The 22,961-nt window shown below is 64.7% G+C and carries 18 protein-coding genes; 10 read left to right on the top strand and 8 right to left on the bottom strand.

Annotation, left to right across the window (positions count from 1 at the left end):
• Positions 1-35 precede the first annotated feature (35 nt).
• The 6 genes from rho (at position 36) to ACNJYA_RS00815 (ending at position 8,015) form a co-directional block, all read left to right on the top strand.
• Positions 36-1,301 (top strand): transcription termination factor Rho, encoded by a 1,266-nt coding sequence (rho, locus tag ACNJYA_RS00840; RefSeq protein ID WP_011083462.1) that lies wholly within the window; start codon positions 36-38, stop codon positions 1,299-1,301.
• 310 nt (positions 1,302-1,611) lie between these two features.
• Positions 1,612-2,970: a tRNA uridine-5-carboxymethylaminomethyl(34) synthesis GTPase MnmE gene (mnmE, locus tag ACNJYA_RS00835; protein WP_439401852.1), complete on the top strand. Its 1,359-nt coding sequence runs from the start codon at positions 1,612-1,614 to the stop codon at positions 2,968-2,970.
• Between the two features lie 457 nt (positions 2,971-3,427).
• Positions 3,428-5,308 (top strand): tRNA uridine-5-carboxymethylaminomethyl(34) synthesis enzyme MnmG, encoded by a 1,881-nt coding sequence (gene mnmG, locus ACNJYA_RS00830; RefSeq protein WP_439401851.1) that lies wholly within the window; start codon positions 3,428-3,430, stop codon positions 5,306-5,308.
• A 164-nt stretch (positions 5,309-5,472) separates the two neighbouring features.
• On the top strand, positions 5,473-6,105 hold the full coding sequence (gene rsmG / locus ACNJYA_RS00825; RefSeq protein ID WP_439403522.1) for a 16S rRNA (guanine(527)-N(7))-methyltransferase RsmG: 633 nt from the start codon (positions 5,473-5,475) through the stop codon (positions 6,103-6,105).
• Between the two features lie 20 nt (positions 6,106-6,125).
• The gene (locus ACNJYA_RS00820; RefSeq protein ID WP_260381464.1) at positions 6,126-6,992 is read left to right on the top strand and encodes a ParA family protein; all 867 of its coding nucleotides are present in this window, start codon (positions 6,126-6,128) and stop codon (positions 6,990-6,992) included.
• Between the two features lie 135 nt (positions 6,993-7,127).
• A complete protein-coding gene (locus ACNJYA_RS00815) occupies positions 7,128-8,015 on the top strand; it encodes a ParB/RepB/Spo0J family partition protein (protein WP_212257855.1) in 888 nt (295 codons plus the stop codon).
• Between the two features lie 196 nt (positions 8,016-8,211).
• Here the strand turns inward: ACNJYA_RS00815 and holA are convergent, their stop codons facing one another.
• The 3 genes from holA to leuS form a co-directional block, all read right to left on the bottom strand.
• Positions 8,212-9,240, bottom strand: a complete 1,029-nt coding sequence (gene holA / locus ACNJYA_RS00810; protein ID WP_212257856.1) for a DNA polymerase III subunit delta — start codon at positions 9,238-9,240, stop codon at positions 8,212-8,214.
• 128 nt (positions 9,241-9,368) lie between these two features.
• The gene (gene lptE / locus ACNJYA_RS00805) at positions 9,369-9,920 is read right to left on the bottom strand and encodes an LPS assembly lipoprotein LptE (protein WP_172787832.1); all 552 of its coding nucleotides are present in this window, start codon (positions 9,918-9,920) and stop codon (positions 9,369-9,371) included.
• On the bottom strand, positions 9,907-12,546 hold the full coding sequence (gene leuS, locus ACNJYA_RS00800) for a leucine--tRNA ligase (protein ID WP_439365074.1): 2,640 nt from the start codon (positions 12,544-12,546) through the stop codon (positions 9,907-9,909). Before leuS ends, lptE begins: the two co-directional genes overlap by 14 nt.
• 187 nt (positions 12,547-12,733) lie before the next feature.
• Between leuS and ACNJYA_RS00795 the strand changes: the two genes are divergently transcribed.
• Positions 12,734-13,780, top strand: coding sequence for a GGDEF domain-containing protein (locus ACNJYA_RS00795; protein WP_439401850.1), 1,047 nt, complete (start codon positions 12,734-12,736; stop codon positions 13,778-13,780).
• Positions 13,781-13,867: 87 nt separating this feature from the next.
• On the opposite strand, the gene ACNJYA_RS00790 is transcribed toward ACNJYA_RS00795, so the two are convergent.
• Positions 13,868-15,571 (bottom strand): diguanylate cyclase domain-containing protein, encoded by a 1,704-nt coding sequence (locus ACNJYA_RS00790; protein ID WP_439401849.1) that lies wholly within the window; start codon positions 15,569-15,571, stop codon positions 13,868-13,870.
• 108 nt (positions 15,572-15,679) lie between these two features.
• Between ACNJYA_RS00790 and ACNJYA_RS00785 the strand changes: the two genes are divergently transcribed.
• Positions 15,680-16,369 (top strand): YggS family pyridoxal phosphate-dependent enzyme, encoded by a 690-nt coding sequence (locus ACNJYA_RS00785; protein WP_439401848.1) that lies wholly within the window; start codon positions 15,680-15,682, stop codon positions 16,367-16,369.
• A 169-nt stretch (positions 16,370-16,538) separates the two neighbouring features.
• Here the strand turns inward: ACNJYA_RS00785 and ACNJYA_RS00780 are convergent, their stop codons facing one another.
• Positions 16,539-17,108: a L,D-transpeptidase family protein gene (locus ACNJYA_RS00780; RefSeq protein ID WP_439401847.1), complete on the bottom strand. Its 570-nt coding sequence runs from the start codon at positions 17,106-17,108 to the stop codon at positions 16,539-16,541.
• A 201-nt stretch (positions 17,109-17,309) separates the two neighbouring features.
• Here ACNJYA_RS00780 and ACNJYA_RS00775 point away from each other — a divergent pair, with 201 nt between their 5' ends.
• Both ACNJYA_RS00775 and ACNJYA_RS00770 read left to right on the top strand, forming a co-directional pair.
• Positions 17,310-17,996, top strand: coding sequence for a response regulator transcription factor (locus ACNJYA_RS00775; RefSeq protein WP_008142830.1), 687 nt, complete (start codon positions 17,310-17,312; stop codon positions 17,994-17,996).
• Between the two features lie 58 nt (positions 17,997-18,054).
• On the top strand, positions 18,055-18,498 hold the full coding sequence (locus ACNJYA_RS00770) for a cyclic nucleotide-binding domain-containing protein (RefSeq protein WP_018646009.1): 444 nt from the start codon (positions 18,055-18,057) through the stop codon (positions 18,496-18,498).
• 124 nt (positions 18,499-18,622) lie between these two features.
• Here ACNJYA_RS00770 and ACNJYA_RS00765 read toward each other — a convergent pair whose 3' ends face one another.
• From ACNJYA_RS00765 to ACNJYA_RS00755, 3 genes are all read right to left on the bottom strand, one after another.
• Positions 18,623-19,438, bottom strand: a complete 816-nt coding sequence (locus ACNJYA_RS00765) for an exodeoxyribonuclease III (protein ID WP_212257861.1) — start codon at positions 19,436-19,438, stop codon at positions 18,623-18,625.
• Between the two features lie 124 nt (positions 19,439-19,562).
• The gene (locus ACNJYA_RS00760) at positions 19,563-20,321 is read right to left on the bottom strand and encodes an outer membrane lipoprotein carrier protein LolA (protein ID WP_172787899.1); all 759 of its coding nucleotides are present in this window, start codon (positions 20,319-20,321) and stop codon (positions 19,563-19,565) included.
• A gap of 152 nt (positions 20,322-20,473) precedes the next feature.
• Positions 20,474-22,954, bottom strand: coding sequence for a DNA translocase FtsK (locus ACNJYA_RS00755; protein WP_439401846.1), 2,481 nt, complete (start codon positions 22,952-22,954; stop codon positions 20,474-20,476).
• Between the last annotated feature and the right edge of the window lie 7 nt (positions 22,955-22,961).

Here is a 22,961-nt window from a genome sequence, read left to right as displayed (position 1 = left end):
CCCTCTTTTTCAGGTTACCCCACAGGACCACCCCAATGCGGGAAATCAAACTCCAGGACCTCAAGTCGAAAACCCCGGCCGAGCTCGTCTCGTTCGCGGAAGAGAACGGGGTCGAAAACGCCAGCACCATGCGCAAGCAGGAGCTGCTGTTCGCCATCCTCAAGCAGCTCTCGCTGGCCGAGACCGATATCGTCGGCGAGGGCGTCGTCGAGGTGCTCTCCGACGGCTTCGGCTTCCTCCGCTCGCCCGATGCGAATTATCTGCCGGGTCCGGACGATATCTACGTTTCGCCCTCGCAGATCCGCCGTTTCGGCCTGCGCACCGGCGACACCATCGAAGGTCATATCCGCAGCCCGAAAGAGGGCGAGCGCTACTTCGCGCTGCTGAAGGTCAACACGCTCAATTTCGAGGACCCGGAAAAGGCCAAGCACAAGGTCAATTTCGATAACCTCACGCCGCTGTTTCCGAATCAGCGTTTCCGCATGGAGATCGACGATCCGACGCGGAAAGACCTGTCTGCACGCGTGATCGACATCGTTGCGCCCATCGGCAAGGGCCAGCGCGCGTTGATCGTGGCGCCGCCGCGGACCGGTAAGACCGTGCTGATGCAGAACATCGCGCACTCGATCACCCACAACCATCCCGAATGCTATCTGATCGTGCTCTTGATCGACGAGCGTCCGGAAGAAGTCACGGACATGCAACGCTCGGTGAAGGGCGAGGTGGTGTCCTCGACCTTCGACGAGCCGGCGGTGCGCCACGTTCAGGTCGCCGAGATGGTGATCGAGAAGGCAAAACGCCTGGTCGAGCACGGCCGCGATGTCGTGATCCTGCTTGATTCGATCACGCGCCTCGGCCGCGCCTACAACACCGTGGTGCCGTCATCCGGCAAGGTGCTGACCGGCGGTGTCGACGCCAACGCGCTGCAGCGTCCGAAGCGCTTCTTCGGCGCGGCCCGCAACATCGAGGAGGGCGGCTCGCTGACCATCATCGCGACGGCGCTGGTCGATACCGGCAGCCGCATGGACGAAGTCATCTTCGAAGAGTTCAAGGGCACCGGTAACTCCGAGCTGATCCTGGACCGCAAGGTGTCGGACAAGCGCACCTTCCCGGCGATCGATATCTCGCGCTCCGGCACCCGCAAGGAGGAGCTCATCACCGACCCGCAGGTGCTCAAGAAGATGTACGTGCTCCGCCGCATCCTCAATCCGATGGGCACGATGGACGCGATCGACTTCCTGCTCGACAAGCTGCGCTCGACCAAGAGCAATTCGGAGTTCTTCGACTCCATGAACACCTGAGGACACTGCAGCAAAGACTTCGAGGGCGCCTTCGGGCGCCTTTTTGTTGCGGCTTTGCTGCAGCATAGTGCAGCATGAATGGTATCAGCCACCGGAGCTCGGGCATCTTTTAATCTATTGATATCTTACAATAATACTTGAATTTCCGCCGGCCTGTCTCCTGCGCGGGGACGTATTCTTGCAGCAAAAATGCTGCGAGACTATTGCGATGCAGCATAAGTTGTTGCGAGATCTGGTGCGGCAAAATCCAGCCGCTGGCCAGGCTGAAAACGGATATTTGCCTTTTCACCGGCAGCCGCACAAATAGGCCATGCATCCGCGAGACCAGACCATCTTTGCGCTGTCATCCGGCCGGACGCCCAGCGCGATCGCGGTGGTGCGCGTCTCCGGCTCGCAAGCAGGCCTAGTGCTGACGACGCTTGCGGGCCGGTTGCCGGCGCCGCGACAGGCGAGCCGGCGGCTGCTCCGGGACGGCGCAGGCCAGCCGATCGACGATGCGGTCGTGCTCTGGTTTCCGGGACCGGCCAGCGCGACGGGCGAGGACATTGCCGAATTTCACGTCCATGGCGGCCGGGCGGTGCTGGCGGCGCTCTTCGCAACGATTTCCGATATCCCGAATACGCGCACGGCGGAGCCCGGTGAGTTCACCCGGCGCGCCTTCGAGAATGGCAAGCTCGACCTGACCGAGGCCGAGGGCCTCGACGACCTCATTCACGCCGACACCGACCGCCAGCGCCGCCAGGCGCTGCGCCAGCTGCAGGGCCTGCTCGGCGACCGCGCGCGCGACTGGCGCGAGCGCATCATCGAGGCCTCCGCGCTGATCGAGGCCGGCATCGATTTTTCCGATGAAGGCGACGTGCCCGCGGAGCTGAGGGCGCCGGCAGTGAAAGCGATCAAGGCGCTTCACGACGAAATCGCAAAAGTGCTTGCGGCACAGGGACATTCCGAACGGCTGCGCGATGGCCTGGTGGTTGCGATCGCGGGCGAGCCGAATGTCGGCAAGTCGACGCTGATCAACCAGCTGGCGCGCCGCGAGGTCGCGATCGTCTCGCCGCATGCCGGCACCACGCGCGACGTGATCGAGGTGCAGCTCGATCTCGATGGTTATCCCGTCACGGTCATCGACACCGCCGGCATCCGCGAGACCGACGATCCCGTGGAGCAGGAAGGCGTGCGCCGGGCCCGCGCGCGAGCCGAGGACGCCGATCTGGTGCTGTGGCTGGTGGAGGGCGAGCAGGCCGTCGATCTCGACACAATGCGCTCGCGCTGGACATCCGCGGACGGTGGTGCTTCGTCCAGCGGCTCGGTCTGGATCGTACGCAACAAGATCGATCTCGGCGGGGGCGGTGGAGCGGGGCCAAGCGCCGAGTTCGGGATCTCGGCAAGCCGGGGCGACGGCATCCCCGAGCTGGTCGACGCGCTGGTGAGATTCGCTTCCGAGTTCTTCGGGACCACCGAGGGCGCCATGGTGACCCGGGCCCGCCAGCGAGACTTGTTGAGCCGGGCCTCAGACAGCTTGCGCCGGAGTCTGGGCCTTTTAGAAGACGGCGAGGAGCTCGCGGCCGAAGAGCTGCGAGCGGCGGCCTATGCCTTGGGCCGGCTCTTGGGCCGCGTGGACGTCGAGGACGTCCTTGGCGCCATCTTCCAGAAATTCTGTATCGGAAAGTAACGCTAGTACTTGATTGTAGAACTAGCCCTTGTTCCATTTCTTCTGTTTCACGTGAAACATGGGCGGGTCCTCGCTTTGTTTACTTGAAACGCCGCTCTCTCCCCGTCATTGCGAGGAGCCCTTGCGACGAAGCAATCCAGAGTCCCGCAATGGAGCGATTCTGGATTGCTTCGCTGCGTTCGAATGAGGGATTATGACGCGGTACGTGGCGCCCCCCCGACTAGAAGCTACGGCGGCGCGGTGAGGGCACGTGACAGGATGTCTGGTCGAGCATCGCTCGGCCAGGAGCCCGTATTTGTTTCACGTGAAACACCAGATGGATCAATGCACCTCCTACTGTGCATGGGGTTGTTTTCGCGAAAATGGTTCCGACTCGGGGCTTGCGCCTGTTTCACGTGAAACGCCGCTCCCGAGTTTCCACTTCCGGCTTTCCCAGCTCTGAGCTAGAAGTCCGTCCATGCGAACAGAGCGAGAGAGTTTCGACGTCATCGTCATTGGCGGCGGCCACGCCGGCTGTGAAGCCGCGGCTGCCGCTGCCCGGATGGGTGCGGTGACCGCTCTGGTGACGCACCGTTTCTCCACGGTTGGCGCAATGTCCTGCAATCCCGCCATCGGTGGGCTCGGCAAGGGCCATCTGGTCCGCGAGGTCGATGCGCTCGACGGTTTGATGGGCCGTGTCGGCGATGCCGGCGGCATCCAGTTTCGCGTTCTCAATCGCCGTAAGGGCCCCGCCGTGCGTGGCCCCCGGGCTCAGGCAGACCGAAAGCTCTACGCGGCGGCGATGCAGGCGGCGATCCGGGAGACCGAACGCCTCACCGTCATCGAGGGCGAAGCCGACGAGCTGATCGTGGTCGACGGGCGGGTCACCGGCCTGCGTCTGGCCGATGGCCGGGAGCTTCGGGCAGGGGCGGTTGTCGTCACCACCGGTACCTTTCTCCGTGGGCTGATTCATCTCGGTGAGAAGAACTGGCCCGCCGGCCGGGTCGGCGAGGCGCCTGCGTTGGGCCTTTCCAGCTCTTTCGAGCGCGCCGGCTTTACCCTCGGACGTCTCAAGACCGGCACTCCGCCGCGTCTGGACGGCACCACGATCGACTGGTCGGCGGTCGAGATGCAGCCCGGCGACGAGCCGCCGGAGCCGTTTTCGGTGATGACCGAGCGGATTACGACGCCGCAGATCCAGTGCGGGATCACCCGGACCACGCCGGCGACCCATGAGGTGATCCGGGCCAATGTCCATCGCTCCCCGATGTACTCCGGCCAGATCAAGAGCTCCGGGCCGCGTTATTGCCCCTCGATCGAGGACAAGATCGTCCGCTTCGGCGATCGCGACGGCCACCAGATCTTCCTGGAGCCGGAAGGGCTCGATGATAGCACCGTCTATCCCAACGGCATCTCGACCTCGCTGCCCGAAGAGGTCCAGCTTGCGATCCTTGCCAGCATTCCCGGCCTGGAGCGGGTGAAGATGGTCCGCCCCGGCTATGCCATCGAATACGACCACATCGATCCCCGCGAGCTCGATCCGACCCTGCAGACCAAGCGTCTGCGCGGGCTGTTCCTGGCCGGGCAGATCAACGGCACCACCGGATATGAGGAAGCCGCCGGGCAGGGCATTGTTGCCGGCCTGAATGCGGCGCTTTCCGCCAGCGGTGCCGCGCTCACCGTGTTCGATCGTGCCGACGGCTATCTCGGCGTGATGATCGACGACCTCGTCACCCGCGGGATCAGCGAGCCGTATCGGATGTTCACCTCGAGGGCCGAGTACCGGCTGACCCTGCGGGCCGACAATGCCGACCAGCGTCTGACCGAGAAGGGCATCGCGCTGGGGTGCGTCGGCAGCGCCAGAACCCGGCGTCATCGCGCCAAGATGGACGCGTTGAACGCCGCCAGGACGCTCTCGAAGTCCCTGACCATCACCCCGAACGAGGCGATCAAGCACGGGCTGTCGCTGAACCGGGATGGCCAGCGCCGTTCGGCTTTCGAGCTGATGGCCTATCCGGAGATCGGCTGGAGCCAGGTCCGCGCGATCTGGTCGGAGCTGTCGGCCATCGATCCCGTCATCGCCACCCATCTCGAGATCGACGCCAAGTACGACGTCTATCTGGAGCGCCAGAGCGCCGACGTCGAAGCCTTCCGCCGCGACGAGGGCATGGTGCTGGAGGACGTCGATTACCAGCTCGTTCCCGGTCTCTCCAATGAAGTGCGTGCCAAGCTAGAGAAGGCACGACCCTTCACCGTCGGCCAAGCCGGCCGCATGGACGGTATGACGCCGGCGGCGCTCGGCATTCTCGCGGCCTATCTGCGCCGCGAGGCACGAAAGACTTCCAAAGCAATCGCATAAAGCCAATCGCATAGGCGTTTCACGTGAAACAGCGCGGACCGGGCGGGGATCGACCGCCAACGCGACGACCCCAAGCGGGCGAGGGCACTGGGCGCCGAATTGAAGGGGCGTCGCCCAGCCCGAAGATCAGCAAGGCCGCGGCCAACGGCAAAGCGCTCGATTCCATCATCGCCGCCGACAAGACCGCGGCCCTCAAGCTCGCGCCCGTTTCACGTGAAACCGAGGAGCGACTTGATCGCTACATCGCGCTGCTGCGGGAGTGGCAGGCCAAGACCAATCTGGTCGCGCCCTCGACCTTGCCGCAGCTCTGGACCCGGCACATCGCCGATTCGCTCCAGCTGGTCGATCTCGCACCGGCCGCAAAACGCTGGGCCGATCTGGGTAGTGGCGGCGGATTTCCCGGAATCGTGCTCGCCTGCGCCATGACCGGCACACCTGGCGCGAGCGTCCATCTCGTCGAGCGAATTGCCAAGAAAGCCGCCTTTTTGCGCGAAGCGATCCGCGTCACCACGTCTCCGGGAGTCGTACATCTCGCTGAGATCGGGGATAATGTGGATAGAATCACCGGCCCCGTCGATTGCGTCACCGCGCGTGCACTGGCTCCGCTACATCAACTCATCGGCTTTGCGGAGCCGCTGATGCGTCAAGGCGCAAAGGCGTTATTTCTCAAGGGTCAAGATGTAGAGGCTGAATTGACCGAAGCCGCTAAATATTGGAATATTCGGCCGCAGCTCCACCAAAGCCGCACGGGCGACGGGTGGATCGTGGAGCTCAATGCCGCCGAACGGCGCGGCTGAGGGGTGAGTGGGGAATCGCGATGAGCGTGATTGACGAACCGCAGCAAGAACAGACGGCCCAAAAGACCGATGAGGTCCCCCATGGCCATCCGCGCATTCTCGCGCTGGCGAATCAAAAAGGCGGTGTGGGAAAAACAACCACAGCGATCAACCTCGGCACGGCGCTCGCTGCGATTGGCGAGCGCGTCCTGATCGTCGATCTCGATCCGCAGGGCAACGCCTCGACCGGCCTCGGCATCGATCGCCGCAACCGCTCCTGCTCGACCTATGACGTGCTGATCGGTGAAGCGCCTCTGCGCGAAGCCGTGGTCTCGACCGCGGTGCCCCGGCTGCACATCGCACCCTCGACCATGGACCTCTCCGGCCTCGAGCTCGAGCTCGGCACCACGCCCGGTCGCGCCTTCAAGTTGCGCGACGCGATCGGCGCGCTCAACAACAACGTCTCGCCTGACGCCGACTACACCTACGTGCTGATCGACTGCCCCCCCTCGCTCAACCTGCTCACGGTCAACGCGATGGCGGCGTCGGATGCGATCCTGGTGCCGCTGCAGTGCGAGTTCTTCGCGCTCGAAGGTCTGTCGCAACTCTTGCAGACCGTCGAGCAGGTGCGCTCGACGCTCAATCCGAACCTGTCGATCCACGGCATCGTGCTGACCATGTTCGACTCGCGCAACAACCTGTCGAACCAGGTCGTCGCCGACGTCCGCCAGTTCATGGGCGAGAAGGTCTACAAGACCATGATCCCGCGCAACGTGCGCATCTCGGAAGCGCCGTCCTATGGCAAGCCGGTGCTGGTCTATGATCTCAAATGCGTCGGCAGCGAAGCCTATTTGCGGCTTGCCACCGAAGTGATCCAGCGCGAGCGCGAGCTGCGCACGACGCATTGACGCTCCCGTAGGGTGGGCAAAGGCGTTTTCCGTGCCCACCGTCTTCCGCACACAATCGGTGGGCACGCTTCGCTTTGCCCACCCTACGATAATTCAGTTCTGGAGTGCTGCACCGTGAATCCAAGGGAGCTGGCGATGGCCGATGAAGCGCGTTCGCGACTGGGCCGGGGTCTTGCAAGTCTGATCGGTGACGTCGGCGGCGAGGCCCAGCATGTCGATCGTCCGCGCGCACAGCGCAAGGTGCCGATCGAATTCATCAAGGCCAATCCGCGCAACCCGCGCCGCACGTTTTCGGACACCGAGCTGAAGGAGCTCTCCGACTCCATCAAGCAGCATGGCGTGATCCAGCCGATCGTGGTGCGGCCCGTGAAGGGCGCGCAGGATCGCTACGAGATCATCGCCGGCGAACGACGCTGGCGCGCCTCGCAGATGGCCGGCCTGCACGAAGTGCCGATCGTGCCGGTCGACATCAGCGACAGCGACGCGCTGGAATTCGCGATCGTCGAGAACGTCCAGCGCGAGGACCTCAACCCGATGGAGGAGGCGCAGGGCTATCACGCGCTCGCCAACGAGTTCAAACGCAGCCAGGACGACATTGCCAAGGTCGTCGGCAAGAGCCGAAGCCACGTCGCCAACATGATGCGGCTGACCAAGCTGCCGGCGGAGGTGCAGGCCTTCATCGCGACCGGCGAGCTGACGGCCGGCCACGCCCGCGCGTTGATCGGCGTGCCCGATCCGCTCGCCGCCGCCAAGCGCATCGTCGAGGAAGGTCTCAACGTCCGCCAGGCCGAGGCGCTCGCGCACGAAGAGGGCGTGCCGGAGCGCAAGCCGCAGAAGGCGCGCGCCAGCGGGGGCAAGGAAAAGGACCCCGACACGATCGATCTGGAGAAGCGCGTCAGCGACGCGCTCGGCCTCAAGGTCACCGTCAACCACCGCGATCCCGGCGGCTCCGTGCAGATCAACTACCGCAACCTCGATCAGCTCGACGAGGTGATGAAGCGGCTGGCCAAGGGCGCACTGTAGACCGAATTCTCGGCGTCGTTCCCGCGTTCGAGGACGTCAGGGCGTGGGTGGCGCGCAACTATTTCCACATCGTCATTGCGAGCGCAGCGAAGCAATCCAGAGTCCCGCTGCGGAACGATTCTGGATTGCTTCGCTGCGCTCGCAATGACGGGTGGAGACAGCTGCGCTCGCAATGACGTGGCGAGAGAGCGGGGGCCTATCCCCGCCGTTTCGCGTTCGCGGCGATCGCCATCAGCGCGCGCTGGGCGATGGCGGCGGCGAGGGTGGACTGCTTGCGGGTGTCGAGCGCGGCGGTCGCGAGCTGCTCGATCACAGCGGCGAGCCGCGCCGGGCTGAAATTGCGCAGCGCGGTTTCGACTGCAGGCTTTCGAGAAAAATGCAGGCGCGGATAGCCGCCCTCGAGCACCGCGGAGGCAGGCTGGCCGTCGGCGATGGCGAGCGCGGATTTGTGCAGCCACGCGGCCTGGCGCTGGGCGGCCGAGATGATCACGCCGGGGTAGGTCCCGGCGATCATCGCCTTGGCAAACTCGGTCTCGACGATGTCGGGCCGCCCGGCGAAGGCGCCGTCGACGATCGGATCGAGCTTCAGCTCGGAGGCATCGGCGACCACGGCCATGACGTCATCCAGCGTGACCTCGCCCTTGCCGTGGGCGTAGAGCGTCAGTTTGCGCAGCTCGTTGCGCGAGGCCTGGCGGTCGCCGCCGAGGAACGACATCAGCGCCGCGCGCGCGTCCTGCGCGATCCGCAAATTCGCGATGCGCAGCTCGTCGTCCATCAGCCTGGCAAGATCGCGCTCGGTGTCGGGATAGCAGCCGATCGCGACCGCCGTTTTGGCTTTCTCGCAGGTCTTGCGCAGCGGCGATTCCGGGCGGAGCTCGCCGGCCTCGATCACGATGCGGCAATCCTTCACGTTCATCTCGGCCAGCGTCTCGATGCCACTGGCAAAGCTGCGCGAGCCGGCGCGAACGCGGATGGCGCGGCGGCCGCCGAACAGCGGCACCGTCATCGCCTCGTCGACCAGGCGCGACGGCTCGGCGGAGAGCTCGTCGCCGTCGAGCTTGACCAGCGAGAACGGGTCGTTGGGATCGTCGACGCTGGACGCGATCAGCGCATCGGCGCGCTCGCGCACCAGACCGGCATCGGGACCGTAGAGCAGGATGATCGGACGGCCCGCATCAGGGCGGGCGAGAAAGGCGTCGATCTCTTTTCCACGCAGTGCGACCATGGTCCAGATTGTCATTCCGGGGCGCGCGAAGCGCGAACTACGGTGCGCATTGCGCACCAGAGAATCCAGGGGTTTGGGATCGAGATTCCGGGCTCACGCTTCGCATGCCCCGGAACGACGGGAGTGAACTACGTGCCCGCGGTGAAGAACGAGGCGAGCCGGGTCGTGATGTTCTCGGCGATCTCGTTGGCGGCGCGATCTTCGGCATCGCGCACGGCGCGGGTGCGCGAGAAGCGCTGATAGGACCCCGGCATGTCATAGGACACGCGCGAGAACGTCGAGCCGTTCATCACCGACCGGCCAGTCGCGACGTCGATCAGATTGTACTGGGCGTCGATGCCGAGATTTTCGCTGGTCGGCAGTCCGGTCATGGAGCTGACGATCAGCGAGGAGCGGCTGGTGGTGAAGCGGATGTCGAGCCGGTGGGTCGGCGGCATGCCCGTCGCGGTGCCGTAAAGCTTGAAGGCCAGCGCGTTGCGGATCTCGACGCCGACGCGGGCCTCGCGGGAGGCATTGGACTTGTTGATCGGGGGCAGCTCGACCCCCATCAGCTTCTCGCGCAGGCCTGGGGTGCCGTCGCTGCGCTCGGCATACATCGGCTGGAAGCAGCCGGCCGTCAGCGCCGCCAGCGCGGCGACTGCCAGCAAGCGGGCTGCGATACGGATCCTAGCCGACAACATTCACGATCCTCTTGGGGACGATGATCACCTTGCGGACGGGCTTGCCATCCAGGGCCAGCTTTACCGCATCGAGGGCCAAAACGGCAGCCTCGATTTCCGGATTTTGGGCCGCTGTTGCAACTGTGACCTCACCCCGCTTCTTGCCGTTGACCTGGACCACCAGGGTCACGCTGTCTTCAACCAGCAAATCGCGTTCGATTTGGGGCCAATCGGCCTCCGAAACCAGCCCCTTTCGGCCAAGACCATTCTTGAAAAGCACCTGCCAGCACTCCTCGGCCAGATGCGGCATCATCGGCGAGAACAGCTGGACCAGGATCTGGCTGGCCTCCTGGATCGCCCAGGCGAGATCAGGGGCGGGCTGGCCGGGCCGCTGGAGCACCTCCGAGAATGCATTGGTGAATTCGCGGATATGGGCCAGGCAAACGTTGAAATGCAACCGCTCGATGCCGGTGGTGACCTTGTCCAGCGCGCCGTGGGCGGCCTTGCGCAAAGCGGTGGCGTCCGGGCCGAAGCTGGCCGGCCGGGCCGCGGGCGCAGCCTTGCCGAGTTCGACGGCATCGTTCACCAGCCGCCACAGCCGCTGCACGAAGCGCGAGGCGCCCTGGACGCGCTCGTCGCTCCAGATCACGTCGCGGTCGGGCGGGGAGTCCGACAGCATGAACCAGCGGGCGACGTCGGCGCCGTAGGTCTCGATGATGTCGTCGGGGTCGACCGTGTTCTTCTTCGACTTGGACATCTTCTCGATCGGGCCGATCGCGATGTCTTCGCCCGTCGTCAGCAGCGTGGCGCGCCGTCCGTTGCCGCCGACCTCGACCTTCACCTCGGCCGGCTGCACATAGGTGCCGTCGGCCTTCTGGTAGGTCTCGTGCACCACCATGCCTTGCGTGAACATGCCGGCGAACGGCTCGTCCAGCGCGATGTGCCCCGTCGCCTTCATCGCGCGGGTGAAGAAGCGGCTGTAGAGCAGATGCAGGATCGCGTGCTCGACGCCGCCGATATATTGGTCGACCGGCAGCATCCGGTTGGCGACATCAGGCGTCGTCGGCGAAGCCTCGTTCCAGGGATCGGTGAAGCGCGCGAAGTACCAGGACGAATCCACGAAGGTGTCCATGGTGTCGGTTTCGCGTTGGGCCTTGCCTCCGCATTGCGGGCAGGTGACGTGCTTCCAGGTCGGATGATGATCGAGCGCGTTGCCCGGTCTGTCGAAGGTCGCATCGTCGGGCAGCTTCACGGGCAGGTCGGCATCCGGCACCGGCACCACGTCGCACTTCGGACAGTGAATGATCGGAATCGGGCAGCCCCAATAGCGCTGGCGTGAAATGCCCCAGTCGCGCAGGCGGAAATTGACCTGACGCTCGCCGACCGGCGCGTTGCCGCGCAGCTCCGTCTCGAGCCGCTTCGCCACCTCTTCCTTCGCCTGCTCGATGGTCATGCCGTCGAGGAAGCGCGAATTGATCATGCGGCCGTCACCGTCATAGGCGGTGTCGGTGATGACGAAGCTCTTCGGGTCCTGACCTTCCGGGCATACGACGGGCGTGTTGCCGAGATTGTACTTGTTGACGAAGTCGAGGTCGCGCTGGTCGTGCGCGGGGCAGCCGAAGATGGCGCCGGTGCCGTATTCCATCAGCACGAAGTTGGCGACATAGACCGGCAGCTTCCAGGAGGGATCGAACGGGTGCACCGCGCGGATGCCGGTATCAAAACCCTGCTTCTCCGCGGTGTCGATGATCTCCTGCGCGGTGCCGATCTTCTTGATCTCGGCGATGAACTCGGCAAGCTTCGGGTTCTTGGCCGCTGCTGCCTGCGCCAGCGGATGATCCGCCGAGATCGCCATGAACTTGGCGCCGAACAGCGTGTCCGGGCGCGTCGTGAAGATCTTCAGCTCGCTCTCGCCCGCTGGCGTCGTTGCCGCATCCAGCGCGAAGCGGATCAACAGGCCCTCGGAGCGGCCGATCCAGTTGCGCTGCATCAGCCGCACCTTGTCGGGCCAGCGGTCAAGCCCGTCGAGCGCCGACAGCAGCTCCTGCGAGTACTTCGTGATCTTGAAGACCCACTGGTTCATCTCGCGCTGCTCGACCACGGCGCCGGAACGCCAGCCGCGGCCGTCGATCACCTGCTCGTTGGCGAGCACGGTCATGTCGACGGGGTCCCAGTTCACCTTGCGCTTTTCGCGCTCGGCAAGGCCTGCGCGCAGGAAGTCCAGGAACATCTTCTGCTGGTGCTTGTAATAGGAGGGATCGCAGGTCGCGATCTCCCTGGACCAGTCCAGCGATAGCCCGATCGAGCGGAGCTGCTTCTTCATCGCGGCGATGTTGTCGTAGGTCCAGGCCTTCGGCGCCACCTTGCGCTCGATCGCGGCGTTCTCGGCCGGCAGGCCGAAAGCGTCCCAGCCCATCGGGTGCAGCACGTTGAACCCCTTGGCGCGCATGAAGCGGGCCAGCACGTCGCCGAGCGTGTAATTCCGGACATGGCCGATATGGATGCGCCCGGACGGGTAGGGGAACATCTCGAGGACGTAGTATTTCGGCCGCGGATCGTCGTTCTTGGAGACGAAGATCGCCTGCTCGTCCCAGAGGCGTTGCCAGCGCGGTTCGGCATCGCGGGCGTTATAGCGTTCGGAGGTCATGGAATCGTTGGGTTTTCGTGGGTTCGGCCGTCAAGACGGCGGACTAGGCCATAGAAGACCTCGGGGGGTCAATGGGTTGCCGCGTTTTGGAACTTTGACCCCGCCTCCGCATAACTACGAGGGCCGCGTTGGGGTGTGATTAAGGGGTCAATGCCAATTTGCGGCTCGACAAGGCCGCGTACCGCAAATGGATTCCAGCTTCGACGATCCCGATTACGACTATGCCGCGTCCATTGCTGGGCGGGCGATGCGGAGCATGGCCGAACAGCGGGTTGCGCCGACCCCGGCCAATTTTGCGGTCTGGTACCAATATTTCGCAGGCGGCCACGACGATCTGCGCAACGCAATCGATCTCCTGATCGATCACAATCGTCCGTTCGATGCCCAAACCAATCAGGATCTGTTCGAGACCTACGTCGCGCCCCAGGTGAGTGCCGTCGTGGTCGACACGTCCGAGCGGCTGCAGGCGCTGATGGGGACGGCGAAGGAGTTTCTGGCGACAGCGATCGCTGACAATCATTCGCAGATGCAGGTCATCAGCCAGGTGGCCGACCAGGGCAAGGCCGGCGTCGATCCAAAGCTGCTGGTCGCCCAGCTCATGAACGAGCTGGCGCGGGCCGCCACTCGGGCGACGCGGCTGGAGGCAGGCTTTGCGGAAAAGACCCGCGAGCTCGACGTGATCCGCGATTCGCTGTCGCGATCCGAGCAGCGCGCCCGGACCGACACGCTGACGGGGCTCGCGAACCGGCGGGCACTCGATGAATTCCTGCGCAAGGCGCAGACGACGGCGGAATGGGGCGAGCCGCTCAGCGTGCTGCTGCTCGACATCGATCACTTCAAGTCCTTCAACGACAATTTCGGCCACGGTGTCGGCGACCAGGTGCTGCGCCTGATGGCCAAGGTGCTGCGCGAGAAGGTTCGCGCGCAGGATCTGCCGGCCCGCTATGGCGGCGAGGAGCTGATCGCGGTGCTGCCGGACGCCGATCTGGCCGCCTGCGCCCAGATCGCCGAACGCATCAGGCGCGCAATCGCTGAAGCCACCATCACGCGTCGTTCGACCGGCGAGATCCTGCCCGGCATCAGCGTGTCGATCGGCGTGGCGCAATACCGGGTCGGCGAGACGATCGCGGATCTGATCGAGCGTTGCGACCGCGCGCTCTATCTCGCCAAGGGCGGCGGTCGTAATCGTGTGGTGACGGAGAGCGAGCTCGAGCGGGCCGGGGCTGCGGGGTAAAGCACGATCAGGACAAGTGCGAAGCGGTTTTCCGGAAGGATCATGCCCAGACAACAACCCAAGGCGCGATGAATCCCGTCGTGCTTTTTAGGCGCTCGCCACCATCATCATGTTGGCCGCGCTGGTCTCGATCGCCTGCACGCCGTGCTCGACGACGTTGTTGCGGCCGCGGTGCTTGGCGGCGTAGAGCGCGGCGTCGGCGGCTTCGATCAGGTCGCCTGGGCGCAGGGTCTCGTTCGGCTTGGTCGCAGCGACGCCGATCGAGACCGTGACGATCATGTGGTGCGAGGTGATGTGCGGCAGACAGAGCCTCAGCACGGCCGAACGCACCTGCTCGCCGATCTCCACGGCGCGCGTCACGTCGGTGTTCGGCAGCAGCAGGCAGAACTCCTCGCCGCCGTAACGTGCCGCGAAGCCCATCGTGTCGGCGGCGATGCCGGACAGCGATTCGCCGAGCCGCGTCAGGCAGGAATCGCCTTCGAGATGGCCATAGGTGTCGTTGAACAGCTTGAAATGGTCGACGTCGATCATCAGAAGCGCGAGCTCGCTGCCATACTGCTGCGCGCGCATCCATTCGAAATCCAGCCGGCTCTGGAAACCGCGGCGATTGGCGAGGCCGGACAGCATGTCGATCGAAGCCATCACCGTCAGGCGGTCGTTGCTTGCGATCAGCTCGCGCTCGCGCTGGCTCAGCTGCGCGGCCATCGCGTTGAACGCGCGGGCCAGCGGCACGAACTCGGCGGGCAGGCGATTGCGCGCGGCGCGGGCCGAGAGATCGCCCTCGCCGAGACGCTTGGCCATGTCGGCGAGCATCTCGATCGGCTTGATCACGAGCTTTTCGGCGGCGATCAGCGCGCCGAGCAGGACGAACATGAGCACGAAGGCGAGCTGCAGATAGGCGGTGCGGATGTCGCGGCTGACCGCTGCGGACACCTTGTCCTCGTCGATGCTGGCGATCAGACGGGCATTGGTGCCGGCGATGCGGATATAGCTGACGGCGCGGCGGGAGCCGTCGGCGGCGAGGAAGGACAGCGAACCCTCATCCTGATCGGAGCGCAGCGCCTTGTCGGCGATCGCGGACATCAGCGGCATGTGGTCGAGCGGACGGCCGACCGCGCTGTGCTGATCGGCCGGCGCCGCCAGCACGGTGCCCGCGCTGTCGACCAGCACCGCGGTGATGCCGGCGCGACCGCCCAGATTGTTCATGACCTTCGACATCCAGTCGAGATTGACGGTGGCGAGCACGACGGCATCGGCCACACCGCTGAAGGCGGACACCGGATAAACCGCCATCACCGTCGGCGAGGGCACCGGCCGCGACATGATGAAGTCGCTCAGCACGAAGCGGCCGGTTTCTTGGGCCTGCTGGAAGTACGGCCGGTCGCTGAGATCGAGGCCGACATACATGTTGTTGGTGGCGCATTGGATGCGGCCGTCCTGGCCGGCGATCAGAAGCGTGCGGATCCAGGGGAGGCTCGACGGCAGGCTCGCCCGCAGCACGTCGCAGCTCTTGGTGATTCCGCCGGCGGAGGCGCGGATGAAGGCCTCCGATTTCAGGATGGTCTCGACCGACGAGATCACCTCGCGCTGTGCATCGGCGCTGTGCCTTGCCACAATGGTGAATTCAGCCGCAGCCTGCGCGATCTGCCGCGCGCGCGTGTCTTCGAGGGACCGGATGCGCTCGATCATCAGGGGCGTCACGAGAATCACCGCGAGCAACGCAAGCCGCGCCCGGATGCCGAGAACCTGCTTGAGTTTCGCGCGCTTGCGGTTGAGACTGACGCTTGCCATTTTCGCTACCCACCCCGCGGGCTAAGGTAAAGCGAAGGGTTCAAAAACTGTTTCTTGAACTCGGTAAAATTGGACCTAACGCGGGTTCCGTCACAGCTAAGAGACGTCATGACAGAAGCCAACGCCGCGCCGGTAACCGGCGATTCACCAAATGCGCTCGCCACAGTCGAAGCCGAAATTGCACGCGCCTGCAGGGACGCGCAGCGTGACCGCGCCTCGGTCACGCTGGTCGCCGTGTCCAAGACTTTCGCGGCGGACGCAATTACTCCGGTTATCGCCGCCGGACAGCGCGTATTTGGCGAGAATCGGGTGCAGGAAGCCAAAGCCAAGTGGCCGGCATTAACGTCTGCTTACCCCGGTATCGCGCTGCATCTGATCGGGCCGCTGCAATCCAACAAGGCGAAAGAGGCAGTCGCGCTGTTCGACGCCATCCATTCGGTCGACCGTCCGAGCATTTGCCAAGCGTTAGCCAAGGAAATCGAATCCCAGAACAAGCACCCGCAGCTGTTCGTCCAGATCAACACCGGCGAGGAGCCGCAGAAGGCCGGCGTTGCGCCTGGCGAGGCCGATGCCTTCATTGCGAGCTGCCGCGACACCTACGGGCTGACGATCTCCGGGTTGATGTGCATCCCGCCGGTCGACGAGCCCCCTGCCGCGCACTTTGCGCTCACCGCCAAGATCGCCGCGCGCAATGGCTTGACGAATCTCTCGATGGGCATGAGCGCCGATTTCGCGACCGCCATCATGTTGGGCGCCACCCATGTGCGCGTCGGGAGCGCGATCTTCGGGCATCGGTGATAGCCGTAAGCCGGGTCAGGGAGCCATACACGTCCTCGATTTCGTCATTGCGAGCGAAGCGACTTGTCCGCCGAAGCCTTGGCGAAGGCGGAAGCAATCCAGAGTCCCTCCGCAGAAAGATTCTGGATTGCTTCGTCGCAAGGGCTCCTCGCAATGACGGCGGCGTGCCTCACCCGATGATGATCTTTGTTCGCGGGCCCAGGCGCCGCAGCAATTGCAGCATCGCGGATTTCGTCATGGAGACGCAGCCGGCGGTCGGGCCGAATTTGTCGCGGGCGAGGTGCAGGAACACCGCGCTGCCGCGGCCGGCGATGCGGGGGCGCGTGTTGTGGTCGATCTCGATGATGAAGTCGTAGAGATGATCGCCGCGCTCGAGGCGGTCGCCGCCCTGCCCCTCGCCGAGCCGGATGCTCTGGTTGTAATGGCGATCCCGCGGATCCTCGCACCAGGCGTCCTCGCCGGTGATGATCCGGGCCGGCAGGAATGTCCGGGGACGGCTGTGCCGGTCGCCCCGCCACCACAATTGCCTGGGCCGGAAGCTGCCTCTGGGGGTGCCGCCATCGCCCTCGCGCTTGTTGGCGAGGATGCCGCCTCGCCCCAGCGCAACCGGAATGGTCAGCGCTCCCATCGTCAGCCAACCCCGCCGCGGATTACCGGCAGCAGGCTTAACGCGGATCGCCGACAGCGGCCCGGCACTTCGATTCCTGGTGTAACCGACTGAAGCTGCTTTATTTTTCATGTGAACGCGCAATGTCGAATTCATTACAGGACATTCATCAAAACGGCCTGCTATTCTGAGTTAGAGTGCTTCTGGCTTGTGAATCGGTAACAGCCCACTACTTCAACACGAACAACAATAATAACGGCGACCTTAAACTTCCCTCGCGGCTGGGTGCGGCATGGATGCGCGCCGAGCCGGACCCTAAAAGGATGACCCCCCATGGCCAATGCCCGCAAGATCCTGATCGTGGATGACGATACCGATCTGCGCGATACGTTGGTGGAGCAATTATCGCTACACGAAGAATTCGAGGCCTCCGCCGTCGATACCGGCGCCAAGGGCGCCAGCGCCGCGAAGGCCAACTCCCCCGATCTGGTCCTGATGGATGTCGGCCTGCCCGACACCGATGGCCGCGAGGTCGTCCGCTCCCTGCGCAAGGGCGGCTTCAAGGCCCCGATCATCATGCTGACCGGGCACGACACCGATTCCGACACGATCTTGGGCCTGGAATCCGGCGCCAACGACTATGTGGCAAAGCCCTTCCGCTTCGCCGTGCTGCTGGCCCGCATCCGCGCCCAGCTCCGCCAGCACGAAGCCAGCGAGGACGCGGTGTTCTCGGTCGGCCCCTACTCCTTCCGCCCCGGCTCGAAGATGCTGACCGCGGCCAATGCCCGCAAGGTGCGGCTCACCGAGAAGGAAACCGCCATCCTCCGCTTCCTCTATCGGGCCGGCCAGATGCCGGTGTCGCGCGAGACCCTGCTCCAGGAGGTCTGGGGCTACAATTCCGGCGTTACCACCCACACGCTGGAAACCCACATCTACCGCCTCCGCCAGAAGATCGAGAAGGACGCGGCCAACCCGGAGATCCTGGTCACGGAAGCCGGTGGCTACAAGCTGGTGCCGTGATACGCTTCGACGGCGTGCGAATCGTTTTAGATCGCATGCCTTCGAGCCTCGGACCTGAATGTCAATCGACGATGATGTAGCGCTTCTCGAGCGTGTCCCGACACTGCGCCTGTTGGGAGACGCCTCGTTGCGCATGCTGGCGATCGGCTCCGAGCAGCGTGACTTCGTACGCGGCGACGTGCTGTTCAATCTCGGCGACGACGCCGATGCCGGTTTCGTGGTCCAGCGCGGCGCCTTCCGGGTCGAGGACGGCGCCGGCGCCGAAATGATCGCCGGCCCCGGTGCGCTGATCGGCGAGCTCGCGCTGGTGGTGCCGATGAAGCGGCCGTCGAGCGCGATCGCGCTGGAGCATTCCTCCGTCATCCGCGTCGCACGCAGCCTGTTCCAGCGTGTGCTCGAAAGCGATCCCGCCGCGGCGGTGCGCCTGCGCGACGAATTCGCGGTGCGCTCCAGCCAGATCGCCAGCGATATCCTGATGGCGGGCGCGAAGCTCACGAGCTGAGCTCTCTCCGCTCGTCATTCTGGGGCGCGACGAAGTCGCGAGCCCGGAATCCATTCATCCACCGTCTGTGTTGCAAGATGGATTCCGGGCTCGCGCTGCGCGCGCCCCGGAATGACAGGCGGGGCTAAACCTCCAGCGTCACCGTCACGGGGACATGGTCCGACGGACGCTCCCAGCTGCGGGCATCGCGCAGAATCCTGAAATCCTGCACCGCGTCCTTCAGCGCGCGCGAGACCCAGATATGGTCGAGCCTGCGGCCGCGATCGCCGACGGTCCAGTCGGCGGAGCGATAGCTCCACCACGTATAGACCTTCTCCGACATCGGAATGCGATCGCGCGCGACGTCGATCCATTCGCCGGCTTCGAGCGCCGCCTTCAGCTTCTCGGTTTCGACCGGCGTGTGCGACACGACTTTCAGCAGCTGCTTGTGCGACCACACGTCGTTCTCATGCGGGGCGACGTTGAGATCGCCGACCAGGATGTGACGATCCTCACCGCGCGGATGCAACGGCTCGCACGCCGTCATCTCGTCGAGGAAGCGGAGCTTGTGATCGAACTTCTCGTTCACGAGGGGATCGGGAATGTCGCCGCCCGCGGGCACGTAGAAATTATGCAGCACCAGCGGTCTTGCGATGCCCGCCTTGTCGCCGAACGACACCGAGATGTGGCGCGAATCCACCTTGTCGCAGAAGGTGCGGATGTCCTTTGATTCGAACGGGATCTTCGAGACGATGGCGACGCCGTGATAGCCCTTCTGCCCGTTCAGCGCGATGTGCTCGTAGCCGAGCCGCTTGAAGCGCTTCAGCGGAAAGGCGTCGTCGATGCACTTGGTCTCCTGCAGGCAGAGCACCTCCGGCCGCGCGCTCTTGAGAAACTTCGCGACCAGGTCGATGCGCAGCCGCACCGAATTGATGTTCCAGGTTGTCAGGGAAAGACGCATGGGGAATGCGTCTTAGCAAGCTCTCGTAGGGTGGGCAAAGGCGCAAAGCGCCGTGCCCACCGTCTTTTCAAGTCCGAGAATCGTGGGCACGCTTCGCTTTGCCCACCCTACGGCAGCGGAGCGCTCAACCCGGCGACGGCGTGCTGTAATTGGTGAAATCGATCTTGAACATGTTGGGGTCGAGCCTCTTGCTCGAATCCAGATTGTAGACCGCAATCGTGGTGTCGTAGCCCTGCGGATCGGTGACGGTCCACTGCTTGAGCTGGCCGTCCTTGGCGCCGAACATCAGCAGGAGGCGGCTGGTGCCGACCAGGGCCTGCTTCTCCTCGATGGTGACGCTGACGAAGACGTCGTCCGCCGAGACGTTGACGACGTTGGTGTCCTTCATCAAGTCGATGCGATCGGAGAGCAGGAAGCGCAGCGGCGTCTGCGACAGCGGATAGACGTCCTGGGTCGCGAGCTTGCGGTCGCGCACCACGAGCGAGGATCCGTCGGCGACGATGTCGATCGGGCTCGGCGCGTCATATTCGAAGCGCACCTTGCCGGGTTTCTGGATGTAGAAATCGCCCTGCGTCTTGCTGCCGTCGGGGCCGACCTGGACAAAATTCCCGACCAATGTCTGCAGCGACGACAGATAGGCGCTGACCTTGGCCGCCTGCGCCTTCTGGTTGGCGTCGAACGTCTGGAAGATGCTGCTCGGCACGTTGCGCCGCGGATCCGGGATCACCGGATTGGGCGGCGCCTGCGTCGCGCCGGTGACGGCCGGCCCGCCGGCGGACGCGCCACCGTCACGCCCCTTCGGCGCGGGTTTCGGCACCGGCACGGTCTGCGCGAACGACGCGGCGGTCACCATCGCGGCGGTGACGAGAAGCACGCCGGCCATGCGCGCGCTTCGTGCGGCGATGGTGGCAGTGAATCGAATGTCCGGATGTCTGATCAACGCGTCGTCCTGTATGGCTGGGCGCCCTTTTACCGTGATTTCGGGCAAAAGCAGATATCGAATTTGCGTGAAATGATGTTCAGAGGCTCCTCGCCTCACATATGGCTGTCTTCTTCCTCGACCAGAATCTCGCGCTTGCCGGCATGGTTGGCGGGACCGACGATGCCCTCCAGTTCCATACGCTCCATCAACGATGCGGCGCGGTTATAGCCGATCTGCAGACGACGCTGGATGTAGCTGGTCGAGGCCTTGCGGTCGCGTTTGACGATCGCAACCGCCTGCTGGAAGAGATCGCCGCCGCCATCGCCGCCCATGCCGGTGGCGTCGAACACGGCACCGTCCTCGTCCTCGGTCGGCTCTTCGGCGGTAACGGCTTCGAGATATTCCGGCTGTCCCTGCGTCTTGAGGTGACGCACCACCTTCTCGACCTCCTCGTCGGAGGCGAAAGGTCCGTGCACGCGGCTGATGCGGCCACCGCCCGCCATGTAGAGCATGTCGCCCTGGCCGAGCAGCTGCTCGGCGCCCATCTCGCCCAGAATGGTGCGGCTGTCGATCTTGGACGTCACCTGGAAGGCGATGCGGGTCGGGAAGTTCGCCTTGATGGTGCCGGTGATGACGTCGACCGACGGACGCTGCGTCGCCAGGATCACGTGCAGGCCTGCGGCGCGTGCCATCTGCGCGAGACGCTGCACCGCGCCTTCGATGTCCTTGCCGGCGACCATCATCAGGTCGGCCATTTCGTCGACGATGATGACGATGTAGGGCAGCGGGTCGAGCGAGAGCTTCTCTTCCTCGTAGATCGCCTTGCCGGTTTCCTTGTCGAAGCCGGTGTGCACGGTCCGCGTCGGCTCCTCGCCCTTGGCCTTCAATTCGAGCAGGCGCGAGTTGTAGCCGTCGATGTTGCGCACACCGAGCTTGGCCATGTTCTTGTAGCGCTCCTCCATCTCGCGCACGGCCCATTTCAGCGCGACCACCGCCTTCTTCGGGTCGGTCACGACAGGCGTGAGCAGATGGGGAATGCCGTCATAGACGGAGAGCTCGAGCATCTTCGGATCGACCATGATCAGGCGGCACTGATCGGGGCGCAGCCTGTAGACGAGGCTGAGGATCATGGTGTTGATCGCGACCGACTTGCCCGAACCGGTGGTGCCGGCGATCAGCATGTGCGGCGTGCGCGCGAGGTCGATGATGACAGGGTCGCCACCGATGGTCTTGCCGAGGCAGAGCGGCAGCTTTGCCACCGTATCGGTCGCCTCCTTCGCCACCAGCAATTCGCGCAGGTAAACCTTTTCGCGATGCGCGTTCGGCAATTCGATGCCGATGGCGTTGCGGCCGGGCACGACCGCGACGCGCGCCGACAGCGCGCTCATCGAGCGGGCGATGTCGTCGGCAAGGCCGATCACGCGCGACGACTTGATGCCGGGCGCCGGTTCCAGCTCGTACAGCGTGACAACGGGGCCGGGATTGGCCTTCACGATCTCGCCGCGCACGCCGAAATCCTGCAATACGCCTTCGAGCGAACGGGAATTGTTCTCCAGCTCGGCTTTGCTGAGCGGCTGGCGATCGCCGGCCTTCGGCGCGGCCAGCATGGAGACGGAGGGAAGATCGAACTTGTCGGAGGATTTCTTGGAAGCGGCCTTCGAAGCAGCCTTCTTCTTTGGGGCGCGCGCGGCGGGCTCCTCCTCTTCCTCCTCCTCGTCTTCCACGTCCTCTTCGTGCTCGTCCTCGTCGTCCTCGTCGTGAGACTGCGGCGAGATAGACGGCGCTGAGCGGCCGCCGCCGAGATTGGGCTCCTGGCGGCTGAAGGCGACAGCCTTGGTCTTCGGACCGCTCGAGACCAGCGAGCGGTAGGCAGCGCCTAGCAACCAGATCAGCCGCGCCTTGGTGCTCATCAGCGCATGGAATAGCCAGCCCAGCGAGACCGAGCCGCGATCGCTCTCCTCGTCTTGGTCGAGCGGCTTGTCGTCTTCCTCGATCTCCGCGAGCTCGTCGTCATGCTCGCGTGCGCCGAGGCCGCAGGCGATCAGGAAAGTCGCGGTCATCGCGGCGAACAGGATCGTGCCCAGCACGATGCGATAGATCGTGCCGGCCGGCCCGAAGATCACCGCGGGCGCGCGCACCAGCGCATCGCCGACCACGCCGCCGAGGCCGGTCGGCAGCGGCCAGGCGCCGCCGTGCTGAAAGCAACTGACGAAGCCTGCCGCGATCACCGTGCAGAGAACCCAGGAGCCGAGCCGCAACGCCTCTCGATCGAACGGGCGATGCGTCATCATGCGCCAGCCCCAGACCGCAACGGTCAGCACCAGCATGATCGCGCCGAGCCCCAGGATCTGCATCGCGAGATCGGCGCCGATCGCACCGGCATAGCCGAGGATGTTGCGGATCGGCCGCGAGGTCGCGTGGCTGAGGCTGGGATCCTGCACCGACCACGTCATCAGCGCCGCGGCGGCGACGCCCGCCAGCGCGATCAGGCCGAGGCCGGTGAGCTCGCGCACGCGCCGCGCCAGCCCCTCGCGGATCGAGGGCGGCAGATGGCCGACCAGAGGAATGACACGTTCGATTGCCGACATGCTCACGGGCCCC

The organism is Bradyrhizobium sp. BLXBL-01 (assembly GCF_051853025.1).
In the GTDB taxonomy this organism is placed as follows: domain Bacteria; phylum Pseudomonadota; class Alphaproteobacteria; order Rhizobiales; family Xanthobacteraceae; genus Bradyrhizobium.
This window is presented reverse-complemented; position numbering and strand designations above follow the sequence as displayed.

Coding starts and splice junctions, on each gene's coding strand:
- rho (WP_011083462.1), top strand. CDS start 36: ATGCGGGAAATCAAACTCCAGGACCTCAAGTCGAAAACCCCGGCCGAG.
- mnmE (WP_439401852.1), top strand. CDS start 1,612: ATGCATCCGCGAGACCAGACCATCTTTGCGCTGTCATCCGGCCGGACG.
- mnmG (WP_439401851.1), top strand. CDS start 3,428: ATGCGAACAGAGCGAGAGAGTTTCGACGTCATCGTCATTGGCGGCGGC.
- ACNJYA_RS00820 (WP_260381464.1), top strand. CDS start 6,126: ATGAGCGTGATTGACGAACCGCAGCAAGAACAGACGGCCCAAAAGACC.
- ACNJYA_RS00815 (WP_212257855.1), top strand. CDS start 7,128: ATGGCCGATGAAGCGCGTTCGCGACTGGGCCGGGGTCTTGCAAGTCTG.
- holA (WP_212257856.1), bottom strand. CDS start 9,240: ATGGTCGCACTGCGTGGAAAAGAGATCGACGCCTTTCTCGCCCGCCCT.
- lptE (WP_172787832.1), bottom strand. CDS start 9,920: ATGTTGTCGGCTAGGATCCGTATCGCAGCCCGCTTGCTGGCAGTCGCC.
- leuS (WP_439365074.1), bottom strand. CDS start 12,546: ATGACCTCCGAACGCTATAACGCCCGCGATGCCGAACCGCGCTGGCAA.
- ACNJYA_RS00795 (WP_439401850.1), top strand. CDS start 12,734: ATGGATTCCAGCTTCGACGATCCCGATTACGACTATGCCGCGTCCATT.
- ACNJYA_RS00790 (WP_439401849.1), bottom strand. CDS start 15,571: ATGGCAAGCGTCAGTCTCAACCGCAAGCGCGCGAAACTCAAGCAGGTT.
- ACNJYA_RS00785 (WP_439401848.1), top strand. CDS start 15,680: ATGACAGAAGCCAACGCCGCGCCGGTAACCGGCGATTCACCAAATGCG.
- ACNJYA_RS00780 (WP_439401847.1), bottom strand. CDS start 17,108: ATGAAAAATAAAGCAGCTTCAGTCGGTTACACCAGGAATCGAAGTGCC.
- ACNJYA_RS00775 (WP_008142830.1), top strand. CDS start 17,310: ATGGCCAATGCCCGCAAGATCCTGATCGTGGATGACGATACCGATCTG.
- ACNJYA_RS00770 (WP_018646009.1), top strand. CDS start 18,055: ATGTCAATCGACGATGATGTAGCGCTTCTCGAGCGTGTCCCGACACTG.
- ACNJYA_RS00765 (WP_212257861.1), bottom strand. CDS start 19,438: ATGCGTCTTTCCCTGACAACCTGGAACATCAATTCGGTGCGGCTGCGC.
- ACNJYA_RS00760 (WP_172787899.1), bottom strand. CDS start 20,321: ATGGCCGGCGTGCTTCTCGTCACCGCCGCGATGGTGACCGCCGCGTCG.